This is a genomic window from Paenibacillus sp. EKM10P, from assembly GCF_011800655.1.
In the GTDB taxonomy this organism is placed as follows: domain Bacteria; phylum Bacillota; class Bacilli; order Paenibacillales; family Paenibacillaceae; genus Paenibacillus; species Paenibacillus polymyxa.
Window position 1 is genome coordinate 497,586 of record NZ_JAALET010000001.1, and the last position, 20,296, is coordinate 517,881.

At 49.1% G+C, this 20,296-nt stretch carries 20 protein-coding genes and 1 riboswitch; of the genes, 15 read left to right on the forward strand and 5 right to left on the reverse strand.

What is annotated here, in order from left to right:
• Positions 1-38: 38 nt before the first annotated feature.
• Positions 39-938, reverse strand: a complete 900-nt coding sequence (locus HFE01_RS02210; protein ID WP_017426559.1) for an NAD(P)-dependent oxidoreductase — start codon at positions 936-938, stop codon at positions 39-41.
• Between the two features lie 251 nt (positions 939-1,189).
• Here HFE01_RS02210 and HFE01_RS02215 point away from each other — a divergent pair, with 251 nt between their 5' ends.
• From HFE01_RS02215 to HFE01_RS02225, 3 genes are all read left to right on the forward strand, one after another.
• The gene (locus HFE01_RS02215) at positions 1,190-2,545 is read left to right on the forward strand and encodes a glucose-6-phosphate isomerase (RefSeq protein ID WP_013369975.1); all 1,356 of its coding nucleotides are present in this window, start codon (positions 1,190-1,192) and stop codon (positions 2,543-2,545) included.
• Positions 2,546-2,693: 148 nt separating this feature from the next.
• Positions 2,694-3,326, forward strand: coding sequence for a YigZ family protein (locus tag HFE01_RS02220; RefSeq protein ID WP_167438216.1), 633 nt, complete (start codon positions 2,694-2,696; stop codon positions 3,324-3,326).
• A gap of 5 nt (positions 3,327-3,331) precedes the next feature.
• On the forward strand, positions 3,332-3,913 hold the full coding sequence (locus HFE01_RS02225; RefSeq protein ID WP_013369977.1) for a TetR/AcrR family transcriptional regulator: 582 nt from the start codon (positions 3,332-3,334) through the stop codon (positions 3,911-3,913).
• Positions 3,914-4,088: 175 nt separating this feature from the next.
• Here the strand turns inward: HFE01_RS02225 and HFE01_RS02230 are convergent, their stop codons facing one another.
• Complete coding sequence (locus HFE01_RS02230) at positions 4,089-4,490, reverse strand: secondary thiamine-phosphate synthase enzyme YjbQ (protein ID WP_013369978.1); 402 nt, start codon at positions 4,488-4,490, stop codon at positions 4,089-4,091.
• A gap of 219 nt (positions 4,491-4,709) precedes the next feature.
• On the opposite strand from HFE01_RS02230, the gene HFE01_RS02235 reads away from it, so the two are divergent.
• Together HFE01_RS02235 and HFE01_RS02240 are read left to right on the forward strand one after the other, a co-directional pair.
• Positions 4,710-5,771: a sulfate/molybdate ABC transporter ATP-binding protein gene (locus HFE01_RS02235; protein ID WP_013369979.1), complete on the forward strand. Its 1,062-nt coding sequence runs from the start codon at positions 4,710-4,712 to the stop codon at positions 5,769-5,771.
• A 150-nt stretch (positions 5,772-5,921) separates the two neighbouring features.
• The gene (locus HFE01_RS02240; protein WP_019686590.1) at positions 5,922-6,692 is read left to right on the forward strand and encodes an MBL fold metallo-hydrolase; all 771 of its coding nucleotides are present in this window, start codon (positions 5,922-5,924) and stop codon (positions 6,690-6,692) included.
• 14 nt (positions 6,693-6,706) lie between these two features.
• On the opposite strand, the gene HFE01_RS02245 is transcribed toward HFE01_RS02240, so the two are convergent.
• Positions 6,707-8,215, reverse strand: a complete 1,509-nt coding sequence (locus tag HFE01_RS02245; protein ID WP_016820667.1) for an aminotransferase-like domain-containing protein — start codon at positions 8,213-8,215, stop codon at positions 6,707-6,709.
• Between the two features lie 132 nt (positions 8,216-8,347).
• Between HFE01_RS02245 and HFE01_RS02250 the strand changes: the two genes are divergently transcribed.
• Positions 8,348-9,259, forward strand: coding sequence for a DMT family transporter (locus HFE01_RS02250; protein WP_167438215.1), 912 nt, complete (start codon positions 8,348-8,350; stop codon positions 9,257-9,259).
• A 138-nt stretch (positions 9,260-9,397) separates the two neighbouring features.
• On the opposite strand, the gene HFE01_RS02255 is transcribed toward HFE01_RS02250, so the two are convergent.
• Both HFE01_RS02255 and lplA read right to left on the reverse strand, forming a co-directional pair.
• The gene (locus HFE01_RS02255) at positions 9,398-10,198 is read right to left on the reverse strand and encodes a Cof-type HAD-IIB family hydrolase (protein ID WP_019686592.1); all 801 of its coding nucleotides are present in this window, start codon (positions 10,196-10,198) and stop codon (positions 9,398-9,400) included.
• Positions 10,199-10,360: 162 nt separating this feature from the next.
• The gene (gene lplA, locus HFE01_RS02260; protein WP_016820664.1) at positions 10,361-11,362 is read right to left on the reverse strand and encodes a lipoate--protein ligase; all 1,002 of its coding nucleotides are present in this window, start codon (positions 11,360-11,362) and stop codon (positions 10,361-10,363) included.
• Positions 11,363-11,523: 161 nt separating this feature from the next.
• Here lplA and cobD point away from each other — a divergent pair, with 161 nt between their 5' ends.
• The 9 genes from cobD to cobS all read left to right on the forward strand — a co-directional run bounded on the left by cobD (position 11,524) and on the right by cobS (position 20,290).
• On the forward strand, positions 11,524-12,624 hold the full coding sequence (gene cobD, locus HFE01_RS02265) for a threonine-phosphate decarboxylase CobD (RefSeq protein ID WP_029514925.1): 1,101 nt from the start codon (positions 11,524-11,526) through the stop codon (positions 12,622-12,624).
• Positions 12,614-13,585 (forward strand): adenosylcobinamide-phosphate synthase CbiB, encoded by a 972-nt coding sequence (cbiB, locus tag HFE01_RS02270; RefSeq protein WP_019686594.1) that lies wholly within the window; start codon positions 12,614-12,616, stop codon positions 13,583-13,585. The genes cobD and cbiB overlap by 11 nt, the downstream gene beginning before the upstream one ends.
• A gap of 14 nt (positions 13,586-13,599) precedes the next feature.
• Positions 13,600-14,352, forward strand: a complete 753-nt coding sequence (locus HFE01_RS02275; RefSeq protein ID WP_019686595.1) for a histidine phosphatase family protein — start codon at positions 13,600-13,602, stop codon at positions 14,350-14,352.
• A 95-nt stretch (positions 14,353-14,447) separates the two neighbouring features.
• Positions 14,448-14,663: riboswitch (cobalamin riboswitch) on the forward strand.
• A gap of 209 nt (positions 14,664-14,872) precedes the next feature.
• Positions 14,873-15,880 carry an ABC transporter substrate-binding protein gene (locus tag HFE01_RS02280; protein ID WP_019686596.1) on the forward strand — a complete coding sequence of 336 codons (1,008 nt, stop codon included), beginning with the start codon at positions 14,873-14,875 and terminating at the stop codon, positions 15,878-15,880.
• Entirely contained in the window at positions 15,877-16,923 is a 1,047-nt protein-coding gene (locus HFE01_RS02285) for a FecCD family ABC transporter permease (protein WP_019686597.1), read from the forward strand. Before HFE01_RS02280 ends, HFE01_RS02285 begins: the two co-directional genes overlap by 4 nt.
• Positions 16,920-17,756 carry an ABC transporter ATP-binding protein gene (locus HFE01_RS02290; protein WP_167438214.1) on the forward strand — a complete coding sequence of 279 codons (837 nt, stop codon included), beginning with the start codon at positions 16,920-16,922 and terminating at the stop codon, positions 17,754-17,756. Before HFE01_RS02285 ends, HFE01_RS02290 begins: the two co-directional genes overlap by 4 nt.
• Positions 17,757-17,796: 40 nt before the next feature.
• Entirely contained in the window at positions 17,797-18,867 is a 1,071-nt protein-coding gene (cobT, locus tag HFE01_RS02295) for a nicotinate-nucleotide--dimethylbenzimidazole phosphoribosyltransferase (RefSeq protein WP_167438213.1), read from the forward strand.
• On the forward strand, positions 18,864-19,424 hold the full coding sequence (cobU, locus tag HFE01_RS02300) for a bifunctional adenosylcobinamide kinase/adenosylcobinamide-phosphate guanylyltransferase (RefSeq protein WP_164964818.1): 561 nt from the start codon (positions 18,864-18,866) through the stop codon (positions 19,422-19,424). Before cobT ends, cobU begins: the two co-directional genes overlap by 4 nt.
• Positions 19,421-20,290: an adenosylcobinamide-GDP ribazoletransferase gene (cobS, locus tag HFE01_RS02305; RefSeq protein ID WP_167438212.1), complete on the forward strand. Its 870-nt coding sequence runs from the start codon at positions 19,421-19,423 to the stop codon at positions 20,288-20,290. Before cobU ends, cobS begins: the two co-directional genes overlap by 4 nt.
• Positions 20,291-20,296 lie beyond the last annotated feature (6 nt).

A 20,296-nucleotide genomic window follows, 5' to 3' on the forward strand; every position in this document is an offset into this window, starting at 1 on the left:
CAAACACACAGCAGCATGGTTACAAAGAAAAGTACAGCTTACTCAAGAGGCTGACCACCAATGGTGCGGCCAATCCATGCTTCGTATGTCTTTACAACAGCAGATAGATCCTCGTCGCCATAGCCTTGTGTTTGTCCGGCTTGAAACAAGCTTTTGGCAATGGACAACATAGGCGTAGGGATGGACAGGCTGTCTGTTAGTGAGGCAGCGAGCTTCAAATCCTTGAGCATCAGGGCAAGTGAGAATTGGTTGCTAAAATCATGCTCGATGATTTTGCGCCCTTTCAGGTCAGCGGCCTTGCTACCTGCCGATCCGAGCTGTACCAATTCTAGGAAGCTGTCTGCTGGAATGCCGGATTTAGCTGCGATGGCAAAGCCTTCAGCCAGAGCGAGGTTATTTATACCGACCATCGTATTGTGAGCGAGCTTGGCCACGGCCCCGCTACCATTTGGTCCCATATGGAGCACCTTTTTGCCCAAGGTATCAAAAACATCTGATTGTGCCGCAATCGTTTCTGCATGACCGCCGACCATGAACACGAGTGTTCCATCTACAGCGGCAGGCTTGCTGCCTGTTACGGGGGCATCAATGAAGGAGCAGCCCAGCTTGTCCGCTTCGACGGCCAATTGTTTGACCAGCTCAGGTGAAATTGTGCTGTTGTCCATCACGGTCATACCAGCCGTAAGACCAGCAAACACACCGTCCTGACCGTAATACACGTCACGTATTGATTGATCATCGCTGACCATGGTAATGACCAGGTGCTGCCCTTCGGCCGCTTCACGAGGGGTTGAAGCTGCACGTGCGCCTTGCTCTACCAAGGGCTCGCAGCGCGAAGCGGTACGATTATAAACTGTGACTCCGAATCCCTGCTTTAGCAGATTGGATGCCATCGGGGCGCCCATCGTGCCCAGTCCGATAAATCCGATGTTTTTCATTGCTAATCACCTTTCTTGTTGGAAGTTGCCGTCCGATGCAGATGCGAGTTCGGCTTGAATTGAATATTGAAACAGATTGCTCTCAGTTCATTGTAGCATGGGCATGCTACCCTATCTACAGCAGGGTCTGTCGAGGCACAGGACACACAGGTAACGCAAGCTTGTCAGGCTCAGCAAATTAAAGTATCCTATTCCTAAGTCCTTATGTTCGTATTCATGGTCTTAGTAATACCAAACAGGAGGTTCCAAACATGTCTAAAAAAGTTATTTTTGATTACACTAAAGCGCTCTCCTTTGTAGGGCAGCACGAAATTGATTATTTTGCAGAGCCCATCAAGTTGGCTCATGAGCAACTGCACAATCAAACAGGTGTAGGTTCCGATTTCTTGGGTTGGATTGACCTGCCTACCAATTATGATAAAGAAGAATTTGCGCGCATCCAAAAGGCTGCTGCTAAAATTCAAAGCGATTCCGAGGTATTGATTGTAATCGGTATTGGCGGTTCTTACCTTGGAGCACGTGCTGCGATTGAAATGCTGTCGCATTCTTTCTACAATGCGCTGCCTAAAGACCAACGCAAGGGTCCAGCTATCTATTTTGCAGGCAACAACATCAGCTCTACATATGTGAATCATCTGTTGGAACTGATTGAAGGAAAAGACTTCTCTGTGAATGTCATCTCCAAATCAGGTACAACAACCGAGCCAGCTATCGCTTTCCGCGTATTCCGTGCGGCTCTTGAGAAAAAATATGGTAAAGAAGAAGCGCGCAAACGTATTTACGCTACAACGGATAAAGAACGTGGTGCTCTGAAAAAGCTCGCTAACGAGGAAGGCTATGAATCCTTCATTATTCCTGATGATGTGGGTGGCCGTTACTCCGTGCTGACAGCAGTAGGCTTGTTGCCGATTGCTACAGCAGGCATCAACATTGAGGAAATGATGCAAGGTGCAGCAGACGCTTCCAAAGAATACAGCAACCCGAATGTAGCTGAGAACGAGGCTTACCAATATGCAGCCGTTCGTAACGCTTTGTACCGCAAAGGTAAAGCAATTGAAATTCTCGTAAACTATGAGCCGTCTTTGCATTTCGTATCCGAGTGGTGGAAACAGCTGTACGGAGAAAGCGAAGGTAAGGATTATAAAGGCATTTATCCTGCTTCTGTTGACTTCTCGACAGACCTGCACTCTATGGGACAATTCATTCAGGAAGGTAGCCGTAACATTTTCGAAACGGTAATCCAAGTAGAAAATGTACCTAGTCACATCACCATCGAAGCAGATGAGGATGATCTGGATGGACTGAATTTTCTGGCAGGCAAAACGGTGGATTTTGTAAACAAAAAAGCATTCCAAGGTACATTGCTGGCTCACACAGACGGACAAGTACCGAACCTGATTGTAAATATTCCTGACTTGAGCCCTTACTCTTTTGGCTACCTTGCTTATTTCTTCGAAAAGGCTTGCGGCATCAGCGGCTACCTGTTGGGCGTAAATCCGTTCGATCAACCCGGCGTCGAAGCTTACAAAAAGAACATGTTTGCGCTGCTTGGCAAACCGGGCTTCGAAAAAGAAAAAGCTGAGCTTGAAGCAAGATTGTCTGAATAAGGGAGCTATAATCTCTGATTCGAAACAGGGTTTTCGGTCAGAAGCGTTATAGTGTATAGCATCAATTAAGTACAGGAAAGCAGTTCACCAGCTGCCAGAAGCGGGGAACTGCTTTCTTGTAAAATGAAGTAAGGAAGGTTATACGTGTATGTTGGAACAATACCGAACCGTACGCGGTGCTGGCAACAAGGAAATTGTAATCCGAAAATCCCGTTTTATCGGCCATATTCAGCCTGTTCAAAATGAGGAAGAAGCAGTTGCTTTTATAGAACGCATCAAAAAAGAGCATTGGAACGCTACCCATAATTGTTCGGCTTATATGATTGGGGAAAGAGATGAAATCCAAAAGCAATCGGATGACGGAGAACCGAGTGGGACGGCTGGTAAGCCTATTTTGGAGGTAATCCGCAATCAGAAGCTGAAAAATGTCGCTATTGTGGTTACTCGATACTTTGGTGGAATTTTGCTGGGAGCAGGCGGACTGATTCGTGCATACTCAGATGGTGCTGTTGCAGCTATTGAAGCAGGGGATGCGATTACGCGTGTGCTGCATCGTGAAGTTTTTGTGGAGTTGGATTATACTTGGTTGGGCAAAGTGGAAAATGAATTACGTAATCGCAGTATCCGTACTGGAGAAACGATGTTTACGGATAAAGTTACCTTAACCTGTCTGCCGCTGGCTGGTGATGCGGAATCCTTCTGCAACTGGATAACCGACTTGACACAAGGACAATCGCTTGTGTCGGAGGGAGAGCAGCTTTACTTTATTGAAGGGGAATAAATAATATGGCTAGAAGAGCAGTAGAACAGGAGTTGTCAAGAGGGCGGATTCTGGAAGCGGCCAGGCACTTATTTATCACCAAAGGCTACCGTGCGATTTCAATGCGCAGCATTGGCCAGCATCTGGGTTACAGTCATGGTTCGTTATACTATCATTTTAAAGAGAAGGCTGAACTGTTCTATGCCATTGTGATTGAAGATTTCAATACATTGCGTGGGATTCTACTGCAAGCAGCAACAGGCACGCCTGATGATGGCTTGAGCAGATTGGAGTACCTGATGTTGGAATATATCCGTTTTGGCTTGGAAAATCCATATCAGTACGAAATTATGTTCATGATGCATGATGAAGAACTATTTGCATACTGTCGTACAGAGCAAAACCGTTGTGTGGAATTATTTGCGTCTATGATTCGCCAGGAATTAAGTGGTCAGGGACATTCGGAGGAAGAATGCTCAAGAGTACCGAAAAGTCTGTTTTTATCCATGCATGGCTTCGTGTCATTTTATATTCAGGACGGTTTAACATTTGAAGAGATCAGGCCCGCTGCTTTAGCACATGTAAAGCTGCTGTGCAGACAACTATGAGCGTACCTGCATTCACACGCTTCAGCCATGAACATGTAGGGCGCTTTTTTGGGTGTTTGCACTTCATGACGGTGACTTATCATTACGGTACTTTGCGAAAGCGACTAAGAATTTAACAGACGATGGTGTATCCAGCGGGGGAACATCATCGTCTGTTTTTTTTTGCATGCCTCCGTCAGCCCTTCATAATTTTTACATGGTATTGACGTCTGCGTGGGCCGTCGAATTCACAAAAATAAAGTCCCTGCCATCGTCCAAGCAACAGCTTTCCATCATGAATGATAACCGTTTGTGAGGGGCCTGTTGTAATGGATTTAAGGTGGGACGCCGTATTTCCCTCCATATGGCGATATTGGGGATGTTCCCAGGGATAAACCTCATCCAGCCTTAAAATGACATCATGTTTGACGTCTGGGTCGGCATTTTCATTAATGGCGATGCCAGCAGTCGTGTGTGGACAATAAATCAGAGCTGTTCCTTGCTGCACCCCGCTTTTTTCAATGAGTGCTGCAACTTCGCGTGTAATATCACGCATTTCATCTCGCCGTGTAGTAGATAATTCGAAAGTATGCAACATAAATCCATCTCCCTTCTAAGTATTACTTTACCCTTTTCATTCTCAAGATAATATATAGAGTTGACGAAAATTACTTTCCTTTGATAAAGTATCACATAAGAAAAACAAAGTAAGTTTATTGGAATAATTGAATGCTTTCGAATGAGGTGCGTGCTTTGTGGTAAGCAAAGCTGCTGCTGTTCCTGAACTGGTCCAGAAGCGGAAAGGAAGTGTACGGATATGCATGTGGAAGTAAGAGGGTTAAACAAGCATTTCGGTAATTTTCATGCGGTAAAGGACGTATCTTTTGATATTCAGACGGGCCATCTTATTGGTTTGCTCGGTCCAAGCGGCGGGGGAAAAACCTCCATTCTTCGTATTTTGGCAGGGCTGGAGCAACCGGATGCAGGAGAGATTCACTTTCATGGAAAAAGGGTAAACGAGCTGGCACCACAGGAGCGTGGAATCGGATTTGTATTTCAAAACTATGCTTTGTTCAAGCATATGAGCGTGTACGACAATATTGCCTTTGGTTTGAAAGTGAAAAAAAGCTCCAAAGCCCGCATCAAGGAAAGGGTCACTGAGCTGGTCGAACTCACGGGGCTCAAAGGCTTTGAGCATCGTTATCCGCATCAATTGTCAGGTGGACAGCGACAACGGGTTGCTTTCGCGCGTGCTTTGGCACCGGAGCCTCAACTACTGCTGCTGGATGAACCATTTGCGGCTATTGACGCCAAGATTCGTCAGGAGTTGCGTACCTGGTTGCGAGAGTTGATTGAGAGGGTGGGTATTACCTCCATTTTCGTCACCCATGATCAGGATGAGGCGATTGAAGTAGCCGATGAAATTATGGTGATTAATCAAGGTCGACTGGAGCAGAAGGGAACGCCTTGGGATATCTATAAAAAACCGGGGACCCCGTTTGTGGCTTCTTTTATTGGGGAATCCACGGTGATTGAACAGGCGGGTAGTCTCAGAGGCTTTGAGGAAGCTGCCGGAGTGGGAACACGTGCCTTGATTCGTCCGGAGTACATTGATGTCGGACCTAGTGAGGAATTTGCGTTGCTGTCGGCGACCGAGGAAGGCATTGTGAAGCATTTACATTTTCGCGGGAGTGAATGGATGGTTGAAGTACAGGTTGGGGACCAGCGTCTCATGACATACCGTTCATTGGAGAAGTCTACGCTGGAACCTGGTCAGCAGGTGCGAGTGTTGGTGCATCGGGCCTATCTATATAATGAGGAATCCAGCTGGATGGTGGAAAATCGCCTGAAGGAAGACCCGATGCCTATCATCATTTGAAAATAAAACGATCACATATAAGGGGGGTGTCTGGCCTGTTTTACGGCTTTGGACATGCCCTTTTGTCGTTGGTCGCTGGGGTGATTTACGCAGACTTGATATGTTCGTTATAATAGTAGTAAAAACACCCAGATAGATAGGAGTTAAATCATGAATCGGCTTATTTTTCTTGGCACAGGGGATGCAATGGGGGTTCCGCGTGTATATTGTGATTGTCTCGTGTGCACAGAGGCCCGCACGATAGGAACGAATGTAAGGTTGAGATCGTCTGTGCTGATCGAAAGCGAGACAGAGGATTTTATGATTGATTGTGGCCCCGACTGGCGTAGACAGTTAGAATTGCGCAGTTTGCGTTTTATCCCTACGATCCTCGTGACACATGCACATTTTGATCATATTGGAGGATTGCCAGAATGGGCGGATGCCTGTCGCTGGACCGGTAATAGAGGGCGCTTGTTCGCTCCACAGGAAGTGATCGACACGATCTTACGTCAATTTTCCTGGCTCCCTGGAAACCTGGATCTTATTCCAGTAGATCAGGGAGTCCAACTTGGCGGGTGGAACATCCGAGGATGGCGTGTGAATCACGGGAAGAACGGATATGCTTACGCATATCGTTTGGAAAAAGACGGCTTCTCATGGGCCTACTGTTCGGATTCGATTGGACTGAATGAGGCGGAAATTTTACCTTTACATAATCTGAATTTACTCGTGCTGGGGACGAGCTTTTACCATGAGGAAGCGGAGTATACCACCCGCTCAGTATATGACATGCTGGAGGCTCAGGAACTTGTAGGAAGACTGAAGCCCGGAAGCACGGTGTTTACACATATGTCCCATGATGTGGATATCACATACAACTACGGGTTGCTGGAAGGGATCAGTTTGGCACATACAGGCATGAGTTTGCCGTTAGAATAACGATGGTTTTACCTTTACATCGTTCGACTGATGCGTAGAAGTGTGGAGATCCCTTCTTTAATTTGCAGCTCATTGGCGTAAGAATAGGACAACCGTATATGCGTTTTACCCTCTGCACCGATGGGATCAAATACATTGCCTGGGACAAAGGAAACGGACTCTTGTATACTTTTGGCAAGCAGCTCATTAGGTTGTATCGTAGAAGGTAGCTGGAGCCACAGGTTGAGTCCTCCCGCCGGGCTGGTCCATGTCCAGCCGGAATCGCGGAGACTGGTCTCCATCGTTTCCTTACGAATCTGGAGCGCAATACATAGCTTTTTAATATGCTGCTGCATACGTGGGGATTGAAAGTATTGTAAAAACAGCTTTTGATTCAGCAGCGGCGATCCGTTGTCCACTAGCGCTTTGACGCTCAGTAGACTGTCCATGAGCTGAGGCCTACAGGTTACGGCTGCGATTCGCAGACCGGGTGCGACATATTTGCTGTAGCTGCGAATATAGACGACGCTCCCCGAGATATCATAGGAGAAAATCGGAGAAGGCGGCTTTTGCCCAAAGCTGATATCATAGGTGCTGTCATCCTCGACAATAAGACAGCCGTAGCGCTCGGCCAGTTCGGGCAGACGTTTGCGCTGCTCATCGGGGATCGTAAAGCCGGTCGGATTGTGAAAGGTCGGATTCACATAAAAGAGACGCGGTTTTTCCGTTTTCAGGCACCATTCAATCTGATCCATATCATAACCTTCTGGCCGTATATCAGTTACAGTTAGGCGGGCGCCTTGTCTACGGAATATTTCCATGGCGGGACCATAGACCGGACGTTCGATTAATACACGGTCTCCTGTACGGATCAGAGATCGGGAAACCAAATCGATGGCTTGCTGTGCGCCGGAGGTAATCAGTACTTCGTCCGTTGATACTGCAAAATGCTTATCTGTGCTAAAATGCTGCGCCATGGCATCACGAAGCTCAGCGTCTCCTTGTACAGAAGAATAGGTAGCTGCGATTTTTGGATGCTTTTCAAACACCTGCATCATTAATTCTCTCCAGTATCGGTTAGGCAGGAGAGAGGGATCAATCAGGGCCTTGGAAAATTGGAAGTCTGCGTTCACGGCATGAACCTGGGTGAGTCCATCCAGCCCCCTCCAGACGGAAACAGACGGGTCGTCTGCCATGTAAGTGGATTCCGATTGGAAGATCCGCTTTGTGGATGATCGTTCCGAATAGGCAGTACATATTCCCAATTCTGCTGCATGGGAAGCATGAGCGTAATATCCCGATTTATCTTTTACATAGATGCGTCCTTGTTGCTTTAACTCCTGATATGCCCGGAATACGGTTAACCGATGCACACCCAGCTCCTGAGCCAGACTTCGCACCGACGGCAATTTAACGTCTGCTGGCCAGTCCCCGCGCTCAATCCGCACATTTACGTAATGGACGACCTGCTCATACAGCTTTAAGCTCGGATCGGCCGAGTTATTTTCTGTTGAAAACAATAATTCGCTGTTAACCTTGCCCATGCTGTCCACGCTCCTTTGTGTGTATTGTACTATACAGCACTTCAAAAACGTATACAACTGTTCTGTGGTTGCCCATCTGTTCTGTATGTCTCCTTGTATGCTTGTGAGTAACAGAAGGGAGAGGGAAGTATCATGATTGGCATCGCCTTTACAGTTATGTGTCTTATTTTTGGCACCACATTTTTGGCTATCAAAGTGGGAGTGGAGGCCGGACTTCCGCCGTTCTTATCGGCAGGAGCACGTTTTATGACAGCAGGGGCGATCTTGTTTATTGCGATGAGGCTGTCGGGAAAGGTTCGGTGGTCGTTGTTATGGAGTAAGGAAATGCTGCTGATTGGCACGGGAACGACCTTCGGCACATTCTCAACACTGTATTGGGCAGAGCAATATGTCAGCTCGGGGATCGGCGCTATTTTGTCAGCCACCGGACCGATGATGATTGTACTGATGCAGTCTGCAATACTGCGGCAAAAAACGACGAGAATTACGCTCATGGGCTGTATAATCAGCTTTCTCGGGGTCGTGCTGGTGGTATTGCCCGGCTTAGCGGTTCAAATCAGCGGCCTGTGGTTGGCAGGTTGCATAGCCATTTTGCTGGGTGAGCTATGCTATTCGGGTGGAGCCCTGTATTCCAAGCGAGTTATGGATGCATTTCGTGATACGAATCCGATTGCCTTAAATGCAGCTCAAATGTTCCATGGTGGTTGGATGCTGCTAGTACTGTCGGCTTTCACTGAGCCTTGGAATTCTGAGGGATGGAATCTGCTGCCTGCCATAGGCTCTCTGTTTTATTTGATCCTGTTTGGCTCCATGATTGCGCAAACACTATTTTACTGGCTTATGGCGCGTACGAATCCATTGTTTCCGACCACATGGCTCTACATTTCACCACCAATTGCTGTAGGCCTGGGTGCTTTTTTGTATGGAGAACATGTAAGCTGGTGGATGCTGGCAGGGGTGCTGCTCATTGTGACCGGGTTGATGTGTATGAATAACGGAATCATCCGTCTGGTGAACAGACGCAAAGTACGCTCTGCTGCCTGATATTTCGAAGTTGTTAGAATATGATGTAATATGATAGAAAAAGCCTCCAAACTGCCGTATATTACTAAACATGCGGCGTTTGGAGGCTTTGTTGTTGTAATACTTTATTTAAGTATTATGGGTACAGTCAGTTTCTGCTTATTCAATATTGAGTACAAATTTGTCGATGGCATGCTTTACACCGTCTTCGTTATTACTGCGAGTAATGTAATCAGCCAGCTTTTTTAAATCAGGAATCGCATTCTCCATCGCTATGCCAAGACCGGCACATTCCAGCATTTCATGGTCATTCCAAGAGTCGCCGATCGCAATGGTCTCCGACAGATCACAGCCAAAATGGTTTGCAAGGAAGGCAAGAGCGTGGCCCTTGGTGCCTTCATGATGCATAATTTCCAGGAAATGAGGCTTGGATTTTGTAATATGCACTTCACTGCCAAGCAATTCGCGAAGTTCGGGAATTAATTCGTCCAACACTTCCGGCTCGTCGATAATCAGCAATTTAGGAGCTGGTTGCTCTATAACTTTACTGAACACAGGCTCTACAAAATATTCCGTGTTGTTCAGCTCGGTGTAATCTTTAATTTTTTGATTATCTTCACGAGTGTACAATTTGTCATCTATATACGTTTGCAAATGCAGATTGCGTTCCACGCAGAATTCATACAGACGACGTGCAGCTACGAGTGGAACATAACGCTCATACAGCACGTTTTCGTCCAGCAGGTTTTTAACCAAAGCTCCTTGGTACGTAATGATCGGTACGTTCAACCCCGTTTGGCGTGCAATTTTGTGCGCGGAGGCATAAGCTCGTCCAGTAGCGAGAGTAACCACCACACCTTTAGCTACAGCAGCTTCCAATGCCTGTTGTGTCGCTGGAGTAACTTCTTTCTGGTCATTAATGAGAGTATCATCAATATCAATGGCAATTAATTTATACATATCGGTATTCTCTCCTTTATCTCTATCATGGGGCAATATTAAAATTGTATCTTATAATATTCAAAATGACAATATCGCATTGAAAAAGGGACGACGCCCATAAGAGCCTGTCCCCTTATAACCACTGAAGTATTGGCTTGAAACCATGGAAAAAAGTAACGCTTAGTCTTCCAGAAATACAAGTCCAACAAAGTCGTCCAGTTCAATATTACCAAAGTAATGCTTCAAATCGAGAGAGGATAAGGCTTGACGGACCTCACCTTCATCATAACGCTTGCCACGCAGGATATTTTCAATATCAGCGACATCACCTACACCGAAGAAATCCCCGTAGATTTTAATATCACGGATGTAGCCTTCCTTCAGATCCATGCGGATATCTATAATACCGACCGGGAATTTACGTGTGTGCTTGATATTGCTCTCAGGGGATAGACCATAGTTCCAATCCCACGATTGATAGCGTTCTTTGGAAATTTCATGGATTTTAGCCCAATCCGCATCGGTGAGCTTATATTGAGGCACCTGATCCAATTCTGAACCAAAGATGGACCGCAGCAGTTCCTCGCGAAATTGTTCTATGGTCATCTCACGGTCCATCAGTTCGCTGATGTTAGCCACGCGGCTACGGACGGATTTTGTGCTTTTGGATTTGAATTTTTCGGGATTGGCGTGCAGCGATGCAGCCACATTGTCCAGATTCAGGTTGAACATCAATGTACCATGGCTGAACATACGTCCACGTGTGGCAAATTGAGCATTTCCTGAAATTTTACGTTCTCCGACTTGCAGATCGTTGCGTCCCGTCATTTCGGCTTCTACTCCCATTTGGTGGAGGGCGTCAATCACAGGTTGCGTAAATTTGAGGAAATTATGAAAGGACTCCCCGTTATCCTTGGTAATGAAGCTGAAATTTAAGTTACCGAGATCATGATATACAGCCCCGCCGCCGGACAGGCGACGAACGACTTGAATATTGTTGTCTCTCACAAACTCAGCATTGATTTCTTCAACGGTGTTTTGATGCTTGCCTATAATAATAGAAGGCTGATTAATGTAAAACAGCAGATAGCTGTCGTCCAGCGGTAAATGCTTGAGCGCGTATTCCTCAATAGCAAGATTAATGGCTGGATCGTGTATGCCCTGGTTGTCGATGAACAGCATGTCCATTCCTCCGTATATACAAACTGTGTATTTTATGTGTGCCTCCCCCTATTGTAACCCAAGTGAGCCATGTACAAAAGCTCATTTGCATTGACGGGACGCGAAAAGCAGCCTCATAATGGAGCTAAATGATTGAAAACGGGCGGAAAGGATATGAGGCAATGATAGAGGTTTACGGTCATGGCGGGGACAGGGAAACGGCTGCCGCGACATTTGGCGGAGCTGCGGCGGATTTTGTGGATTTTAGTGCGAATATTAATCCGCTCGGCCCGCCACCGGAGGTGCTTGAGGCACTGCGAAGCTCATTGGACACGGTGATTCGCTATCCAGACCCTGGACACCGCCACTTTAAAAATATGCTGGCACGGCGGCTGCACGTTCCACCGGAGTCGCTGAGCATCGGTAACGGCGCTGCTGAAAGCATGGCGCTGCTGCTATTGGGCCTGGCTCCCAAGCGTGTGGGCACAGTGGAGCCGTGTTTTTCGGAATATGCCGAGCTGGCTGGCAAATTTGGAGCCGAGATCCACCGGGTATACGGGAAGGCTTCGCTTCAATGGAAGGCAGACGTGGAGGACATCCTTCAGCTCATGAAGCAGGTAGATGTACTGTTCCTTGGGCAACCGAATAATCCGAACGGTGTGCAATATGGCGTGCAGGAGCTATACGAACTGGCAGAAGCGGCTGGCAGAACGGGTACCGTGCTGGTGGTGGATGAAGCCTTTATTGATTTTATCCCACTGGAACGACAAGTCTCATTATTGCCTGTGCTGGATCGCTATCCTCATGTGATTTTGATCCGATCGATGACCAAATTTTATGCCATTCCTGGCTTGCGATTGGGCTATGCGATTGCTCATCCGGACTATATCCGGCAAATGACGGCCAAACAGGTGACCTGGAGTGTTAATGGATTGGCGTTGCTGGCTGGAGAGGCGTGTCTGAGAAGTGGGCAAGCTTATGAGCGCCGCACACAGGAACTGATTGCGACGGAGCGCAGTCGCTTGCTGACTGCCTTAGCGGAATGGGGCTGCGGTGTCGTTCCCGGCGAAGCCAATTACGTGCTAGCAAGGGCGCCGGGAACGTGGAGTTCATCGGCTATTCAGCAGGCGCTTGGACAACGTGGGATTCTTATACGTAGCTGTGCCATGTATCCGGGGCTGTCGGCGAGCCATTTTCGAATTGCAGTCAAGGACGCCGAAGCCAATAATATGCTGCTGTCTGCACTCAGTGAAGTGTTGGAGGAGGAGCGGCGTGATCGTTAGCTTGGTTATCATGGCAGCCTATTTGCTGGACAGGCTAATCGGCGATCCGAGATGGTTGCCACATCCAGTCATCGGGATGGGACATGCCATTTCAGCATTGGAAAAAGCGATTCGTCGTAAGGTCCGCAGTGACCGGGGATTGAAACGTGCGGGTATACTGCTTCCACTCATTGTGGCAGGAGGCTCCTTTGGGCTTGCTTGGGGGCTATTGTGTGTGCTTGCCTGGATTCACCCATGGTTGTCTGTCGTCGTAGAAATTGTTCTGGTTGCAACCACAATTGCTTCCAAAGGACTAAAGGACGCAGGGATGGCCGTATACCGAGCGTTGCAGGCGAATGACCTGACTGTGGCACGTCGGGAGCTAGGCATGATTGTCGGGAGGGATACGCAGCAGCTTGACGAGCCTGAAATTGTACGCGGTACCGTCGAAACAGTCGCTGAAAATATCGTGGACGCCATTATTTCCCCGCTTTTTTATGCCCTGATCGGGGGAGCCCCCTTGGCACTGGCATATCGTGCCGTAAATACGCTCGACTCAATGGTTGGCTACAAAAATGAAAAGTACCTGCATTTAGGCTGGGCCTCGGCACGTCTGGACGATGTAGCTAACTACATTCCGGCTCGCCTGACAGCAGTTATGCTTGTGATAGCGGCGTGGTTGTATCGGCTGGATGCTGCAAGAAGCTGGCGCACAGTCAAGCGGGATGCCCGTCTGCACCCAAGCCCGAACAGCGGCTTCCCCGAATCAGCAGTGGCAGGTGCCTTGGGGATTCGTCTCGGTGGCTACAACGTGTATCACGGCGTACGCTCCTTTCGGGCATATATGGGCGAAGAGATACGACCACTGGAGTCGAAGGATATCCGGCATACCATCCGGCTGATGTTCGCCGTATCCACTATGTTTGTAGGGTTGTGTTTGTTGGGAGCTGCGGGGTGTTTTGCCTTGGGATGGATGCGGTGAGGAGTGACATTATTTTGAAACAAAATACAGAAGGGAAAAGAGTGCGAGAATGTGCACTAAGTCCGAACCCACAACAGGATAGTGAGCCGAATGATGCTAAAGAAGATCTGCAGTGGGACATGGAGCTCGTGCTAGTTCGTCATGGCACAACCTCATGGAATAAGGAACGTCGATATCTGGGACATGCCGATTTGAGTTTGCTGTCTGGAGCAGAGCAGGAATTAAAGCCTTTGCGGGAAAAATTGCAGGGCCAGTCCTTTGCTCAAATCTATTGCAGTGACTTGATGCGATGTCGCCAGACCTTGCAGATCATTTTGCCGGAGTCAGCATTGACGACTGAACGTTCCCTATCTGCTATGCCTCCCATGATGGAACCACGTCTGCGAGAACTTCACTTTGGCGAGTGGGATGGAAAAACGTATGACATGCTTAAGGATGTGGCGTTGTATCGCGCTTGGATTGATGAGCCGCAACGAATCACCCCGCCTGGAGGAGAGTCTTGGGTCCATTTTGTGAATCGTCTGCGTGAATTCCTTGACTCTCTGTTTGCGTGGCGCATTGCTTTGAAGGTTCAGCCAATAGAGTCGAATGCTGCACCGCCCTCTGTTTTGGTTGTCACGCATGGTGGAGTAATTCGCCAATTGGTTTGTATGCTGATACCAGGTCATGATTTTTGGAGTCTGAATCCAAAACCGGGAGAAGCGATTAGGCTTCAGTTAAGGCTGGCAGGACTGCACAATTGTATAGCAAAATTGCTTTTTCACTAGGGTAGTTGTGGCGAATCAAGCAGCTGTTTGGGTTGTAAGCTAACTCTTTTTAACCTATAATCATCAAGTAAAAGAACGGCTTGACTACACTACATCAAATATCCAGCAGACGAGGTCGGCGCCGTGTGAGGGAACTTGCTTTTCTTCATTGCGCTGTTAAAAGGGAAGTCGGTGTGAGTCCGACGCGGTCCCGCCACTGTAAATGGAAACATGCTCATTAGCCCTGTTACATGTGCCGCCAAGCATGTGAAAGAATATCAGGGCATGCCTCTTCCATAAGTCAGGATACCTGCCCGTCCGCCTGTCACCATAATCCTTCGAGGAAAGGATGACGTGTTCGCAGTGACTGTCCATGCGGAAAGAAGCTGCCCGCCTGCGCACGATCTGTGCTAACGTGACCCCTGTATCCTGATATGAGGATGCGGGGGTTTTTGATAGGAAAAGAAGGCTGGAATGAGGAAAATATCGGATGATGTTCAAGTAACGCTCTTAACGATTTTTGTATGAAGGGGTGCAAATCATGGCAGGCAAAAAAATAAAGGTATGGACAACAGGTCTATTGGCGCTGATATTGGCAGTTGTGCTGAGTGCATGTGGCGCGAATGGAAAAAATGTAGAAAATAAAGAGGGCCAAGCTTCTTCACAGCAGCCGGGACAGACCGTGACCGCACAAGAGCCTCCGGGCAAAACGGTTTACCCGCTAACGGTTAAGGATGCAACAGGACAGGAATTTACATTTAAAAAGGCACCGGACAAGATCGTTTCCGTCTCCCCGGCAGAAACCGAGGCGTTGTTCGCTATCGGATTGGATAAGGAAATTGTTGGTGTATCCGACTACTCTGATTACCCGGAGGCAGCTACGAAAAAGCCTAAAGTGGGCGGTATTATGAAACCGAACGAAGAGGCGATCATTGCTGCGAACCCTGATGTCGTTTTTGCAGGAATTTCACTTAGTGAACAGGCTACGACTAAGCTGCGTGACATGGGAATTATGATTTTTAAAACGGAACCGAAGACCGTTGAAGATGTCATAGCTAACATCGAATTGTATGGGAAAATCACCGATCATCAGAAAGAAGCGAGAGCGGTGACCGACAAGATGAGAGCAGATGTAGCGGAAGTGAAAGAAGGAGTTAAAAATATCGGCAAAGGGCAGAAGCTACGGGTATACGTCGAATTTTCACCAGGCTGGACAGTGGGTAAAGGCGAGTTTATGGACGAACTGATCACATTGGCGGGCGGCGAAAACGTGGGTGCCACGCAGAAGGGCTGGTACCAAATCAGTGAGGAAAATATTATAGCTGCCAACCCTGACGTGATTTTATACAGCAAAAGTGTGAAGGATGACAAAACAGGCCAGTCCCTCGGCGATATCATAAAAGCTCGTAGTGGATGGGATCAAATATCGGCTGTTCGTAACAATCGTGTATTTGCCGTGGATGATAATTTGATTAGCCGTCCAGGTCCACGCGTAACAGAAGGACTCAAGGAAGTAGCCAAGGGCGTGTACCCTGAAATTTTCAAATGAACCGTAGACTGATCGGTTTTGGGGGGACTGGTCTTGTCTTGCTGCTGCTGACGCTGCTGCTCTGTCTTGGCATCAGCTCGGTCAGTCTTCCGGTCAGCCAGATCACAGGTATTTTGATCAACCACCTACCGTGGTTAGGTGATACGTTTACACCGGATTGGAATACATCTGCAGAGCAGATTATTTTGAAGGTGAGACTGCCACGGGTGTTACTGGGAATGTTGGTTGGAGCAGCGCTGGCGCTGGCGGGAGCCGGATTTCAGGGTGTGCTGCGTAATCCTTTGGCTGATCCGTATACACTGGGAGTGTCTTCGGGAGCTTCGGTAGGAGCGGCAGTGCTGATTTATTGGGGGCTTCAATTTTCATTTGTGGGTATATGGACCCTTCCGCTAGTCGCATTTATAACCGGCATGCTGACGCTGTGGATGGTGTTGACGTTGGCGCGTGAAGGTGGGAAAATTCCGACCCAAAGCCTCATTTTATCAGGTGTGGTGATGCAATTTTTTGGGGGAGCCATTGTTTCTTTTCTGACAGCCATGTCGAAGGAAACAGTCAATGAAATATTGTACTGGACGTTGGGAAGTCTTAGTCTGCGAGGTTGGTCATATACGGGAATTCTTTTACCTTACGTGATCGTTGGGTTGGTGTTTCTATGGAACCGGGCACGGGTGCTGAATATTCTGGCTTTGGGTGAACGTCAAGCGGCTCATATGGGGGTTCATGTAGATGCGACGAAGCTATCTGTCCTGATCATATCTACCTTGCTGACAGCTGCCGCTGTCTCAGTATGCGGAGTCATTGGCTTTGTCGGACTCGTTGTACCACATATCATTCGTCTGGTGACAGGTCCTGATTACCGGATGATCGTTCCGTTGTCTGCACTGGGTGGAGCTATTTTTATGGCTTGGGCAGATACGGCAGCTCGTACGCTGTTAGCCCCGACGGAAATTCCTTTGGGCGTGATGACAGCCTTTGTGGGAGCACCGTTCTTCGCATATCTCCTGTACCGGAACAAGAAGCTGCGCAGGGGGGATCTGCTGTGACCGAACCAAGTGAATTACTAAAGGTGCGTGCTCGAGCATTAGAGGTAGCGGGCCTGAGCCGTGCTTATGGGGATTTCCATGTGCTAAAGAATGTTAGCTGGAACGTAGACGAAGGAGCTTGGTGGGGGATCATTGGTCCGAATGGGAGTGGTAAATCCACGTTGCTGCATCTGCTTTCTGGTGTAGACCAGCCGACCTCTGGAAGTGTTCATATCTATGGTAAAAAGATCGATAGCTACAGCAGAAAAGAGCTTTCCCGACTTGTAGCTGTACTCCAACAGGAGGGGATTCCTCCAGTAAGATACACGGTCAGGGAAGTTATAGAAATGGGACGGTTCCCTCATCAGGACTGGCTAGGCAGGGAAAAGGGAGTTGATGTGGAGGCGATTACGGATCGGGTCCTAGCGCGATTGAGTCTAACTTCACTAGCTGACAGAACATTGGATCGCTTGAGTGGGGGACAGCGACAGCGTGTAGCTTTGGCGAAAGTGATGGCGCAGGAGCCACAAATATTGCTGCTGGATGAACCCACGACCTATTTGGATTTGCGCTATCAGCTTGAATTTATGGAATTGCTGGCAGAATGGCGCCAAGAAACGGGCGTGACGATCATTGCTGTCCTGCATGATCTTAATTTGGCGGCACAATTTTGCGATAGTTTGCTTGTACTTAAGGATGGAATGGTTGAAGGATTGGGTAGTTCATCGGATTTGCTAACAGAGGACCGGATTCGGCGTGTATATGGTGTGGAGCCTGCGATGCTTCCGCATCCCGATAGCGGCGTACCGCAACTCTTGCTGCGCAGAAGCTCTGCGTCTACAGCAGACCAATAGGAGATTGGGAACATACTAAAAAGAGCAGGGAGTGGAAGGTATGAACGACAAGCTGCGTCAGCTGATCGATAGCATAGCCCAGCCGGATGGAGTGGCGGCTTCGGCAGCGTCAGCACATTTGGACCAATTAACAAAGCCACCTGGAAGTCTTGGAAAACTGGAGAGTTTGGCCATCCAGCTAGCAGGAATTACTGGCGTGGACAAGCCTGAATTTGATCATAAAACGGTGATGGTCATGGCTGCGGATCATGGGGTGTGTGAAGAGGGAGTTAGCGCCTTTCCAGCTGAGGTTACGCAGCAAATGCTGTATAACATGCTGTCAGGCGGCGCAGCAATTAATGTGCTGGCACGTCATGCAGGCGCTGATGTCCAGGTAATAGATGTTGGCGTGAATGCGGACGTTGCTCACCCGGATTTGGTGAATCGTAAGGTGCGTATGGGCACTTCGAATATGGCTAAAGGGCCAGCCATGCTGCGTACGGAAGCGGAACAAGCGGTTTTGGCCGGAGCTGAAGCCGTAGCAGAAGCGGTTAAAGGTGGCACACGTCTATTTGTTACCGGAGAGCTGGGCATCGGGAATACGACAGCCAGCGCTGCGGTTGTATGTGCGCTCACCGGACTTGATCCGGAAGTGATCGTGGGCCGGGGAACAGGGGTAGATGTGGCGGGGCTTACCCATAAAATAGCCGTTGTCTGCCGCGCATTGGATGTGAATCAGCCGGATGCCAATGACGCACTGGACGTGCTGACCAAGGTCGGCGGTCTGGAGATTGCCGCTCTGGCAGGCGTCATCCTCGGCGCAGCCGCGCATCGCTGTCCAGTGGTGCTGGACGGCTTTATTTCCGGCGCGGCAGCCCTTGCTGCACGCGCGCTTGCGCCTGCGAGCGCGGCGTACATGCTTGCTTCGCACGCCTCGGACGAGCGTGGACACGCGGCGGTGCTCCGCCAGCTTAAGCTGGAGCCCATGCTCCATCTGGACATGCGGCTCGGTGAGGGCACGGGCGGTGCGCTGAGCTTGCACCTGATTGATGCGGCGTGCCGCATTATGCGCGAAATGGCGACCTTTGCCGATGCAGGCGTATCGGACGGTCAGGGAGCCGCGCAGCGATGAAGGCGCTCGTGACCGGCGGGGCACGCAGCGGAAAAAGCGGCTTTGCCGAGCGATTATGCATGGCGCGCGCTCCGCGCGCCTGCTATATTGCAACGGCCCAAGCCTATGACGTGGAGATGAAGGAGCGCATCGCTCTTCATCGGCTCCAGCGCGATTCTGCCGGGTATGACTGGCAGACGCTGGAGGAAGCGCAGGCGCTGCCGGAGCTGCTGCGGCGGCTTGGCGACGATCAAGCGTCGCAGCCTGCGCCTATGGTGCTGGTCGACTGCCTGACCCTGTGGCTGTCGAACGTGCTGCTGGCCGCAGGTGAGGACGGCGAAGCTGCGGCCAGAGCCGCCATGGATGAACTGGCGGCAGCTGTGGAGCAGTATCCGGGATCGCTCGTCATCGTAACCAACGAGGTCGGTGACGGTATTGTACCAGAATATCCGCTTGGAAGGCTGTACCGGGATTTGAGCGGGATTATGAATCAGCGGATAGCCCGTGTTTGTGACGAAGTTTTTTTAGTGACGGCGGGCATTCCCGTAGAACTTAAACAGTTGGAATATAAGCTATGAGCCGCGAACGTCAGGCTGTTGCTGCGGCTTTTCAATTTTTAACCCGTCTACCGGTCAAGGCGGAGCTGGATTTTTCCCCGGAGCTGCTGAAACGCAGTGCAAGCTATTATCCGCTGGTTGGAGTGATTATTGGTATTATCGTCTGGGGCATTGCGGCGCTTACGGCTATGGTGCTGCCACCGCTGCCGTGTGCGATTCTTACCCTTGCAGTCTGGGTCTGGTTGACGGGCGGACTGCATCTGGACGGGTGGATGGATGCTGCGGATGCCTTATTCAGCTACCGGTCCCGTGAACGGATGCTGGAGATTATGAAAGATAGCCGTGTAGGAGCAATGGGGGTTATTGCTTGTGTGCTGCTACTCATGCTCAAGGCTGCTTTGCTGTATACCGTGCTGGTTGAACAAAATGTGTCTGGCTTGTTGTTGCTTCCGATGGTTTGGAGCCGCTGGTTTATGGTACATGCAATGAAGCGCTGGCCTAAAGCCCGTAACGATGATGGACTGGCTGCGCGTTTTGCTGATATGAGTGGTGGACGTACCAGACTGGCCGTATTTTGGGCTGTAGTCGTGACTCTAGGTGCTGCCGCAGGCCAGTATATACTTGCAGGACCAGCTACAGCAACAGAGGGATCAGGAAACCTGTCGTTAGCAGGGACACACTTACAGACGCTCCTTTCGTATTCTGAAAGCCTTTCAATCTGGATAGGCTTTGCGTTGCTTCCGCTCTTGGCTTACGGAGTTGGAACCTTTACAGCAAACCGTATTAATCGCCGTCTTGGGGGACTTACGGGAGATATATACGGAGCTTTGAACGAATTGCTGGAGACTGTTTTGTTGCTGTTTATTGTCATTTTGTACGGGTTGTGATCAAAT

Excerpts from the sequence above, each read along its gene's own strand:
- HFE01_RS02210 (WP_017426559.1), bottom strand. The coding sequence starts at position 938 with ATGAAAAACATCGGATTTATCGGACTGGGCACGATGGGCGCCCCGATG.
- HFE01_RS02215 (WP_013369975.1), top strand. The coding sequence starts at position 1,190 with ATGTCTAAAAAAGTTATTTTTGATTACACTAAAGCGCTCTCCTTTGTA.
- HFE01_RS02220 (WP_167438216.1), top strand. The coding sequence starts at position 2,694 with ATGTTGGAACAATACCGAACCGTACGCGGTGCTGGCAACAAGGAAATT.
- HFE01_RS02225 (WP_013369977.1), top strand. The coding sequence starts at position 3,332 with ATGGCTAGAAGAGCAGTAGAACAGGAGTTGTCAAGAGGGCGGATTCTG.
- HFE01_RS02230 (WP_013369978.1), bottom strand. The coding sequence starts at position 4,490 with ATGTTGCATACTTTCGAATTATCTACTACACGGCGAGATGAAATGCGT.
- HFE01_RS02235 (WP_013369979.1), top strand. The coding sequence starts at position 4,710 with ATGCATGTGGAAGTAAGAGGGTTAAACAAGCATTTCGGTAATTTTCAT.
- HFE01_RS02240 (WP_019686590.1), top strand. The coding sequence starts at position 5,922 with ATGAATCGGCTTATTTTTCTTGGCACAGGGGATGCAATGGGGGTTCCG.
- HFE01_RS02245 (WP_016820667.1), bottom strand. The coding sequence starts at position 8,215 with ATGGGCAAGGTTAACAGCGAATTATTGTTTTCAACAGAAAATAACTCG.
- HFE01_RS02250 (WP_167438215.1), top strand. The coding sequence starts at position 8,348 with ATGATTGGCATCGCCTTTACAGTTATGTGTCTTATTTTTGGCACCACA.
- HFE01_RS02255 (WP_019686592.1), bottom strand. The coding sequence starts at position 10,198 with ATGTATAAATTAATTGCCATTGATATTGATGATACTCTCATTAATGAC.
- lplA (WP_016820664.1), bottom strand. The coding sequence starts at position 11,362 with ATGCTGTTCATCGACAACCAGGGCATACACGATCCAGCCATTAATCTT.
- cobD (WP_029514925.1), top strand. The coding sequence starts at position 11,524 with ATGATAGAGGTTTACGGTCATGGCGGGGACAGGGAAACGGCTGCCGCG.
- HFE01_RS02280 (WP_019686596.1), top strand. The coding sequence starts at position 14,873 with ATGGCAGGCAAAAAAATAAAGGTATGGACAACAGGTCTATTGGCGCTG.
- HFE01_RS02285 (WP_019686597.1), top strand. The coding sequence starts at position 15,877 with ATGAACCGTAGACTGATCGGTTTTGGGGGGACTGGTCTTGTCTTGCTG.
- cobT (WP_167438213.1), top strand. The coding sequence starts at position 17,797 with ATGAACGACAAGCTGCGTCAGCTGATCGATAGCATAGCCCAGCCGGAT.
- cobU (WP_164964818.1), top strand. The coding sequence starts at position 18,864 with ATGAAGGCGCTCGTGACCGGCGGGGCACGCAGCGGAAAAAGCGGCTTT.
- cobS (WP_167438212.1), top strand. The coding sequence starts at position 19,421 with ATGAGCCGCGAACGTCAGGCTGTTGCTGCGGCTTTTCAATTTTTAACC.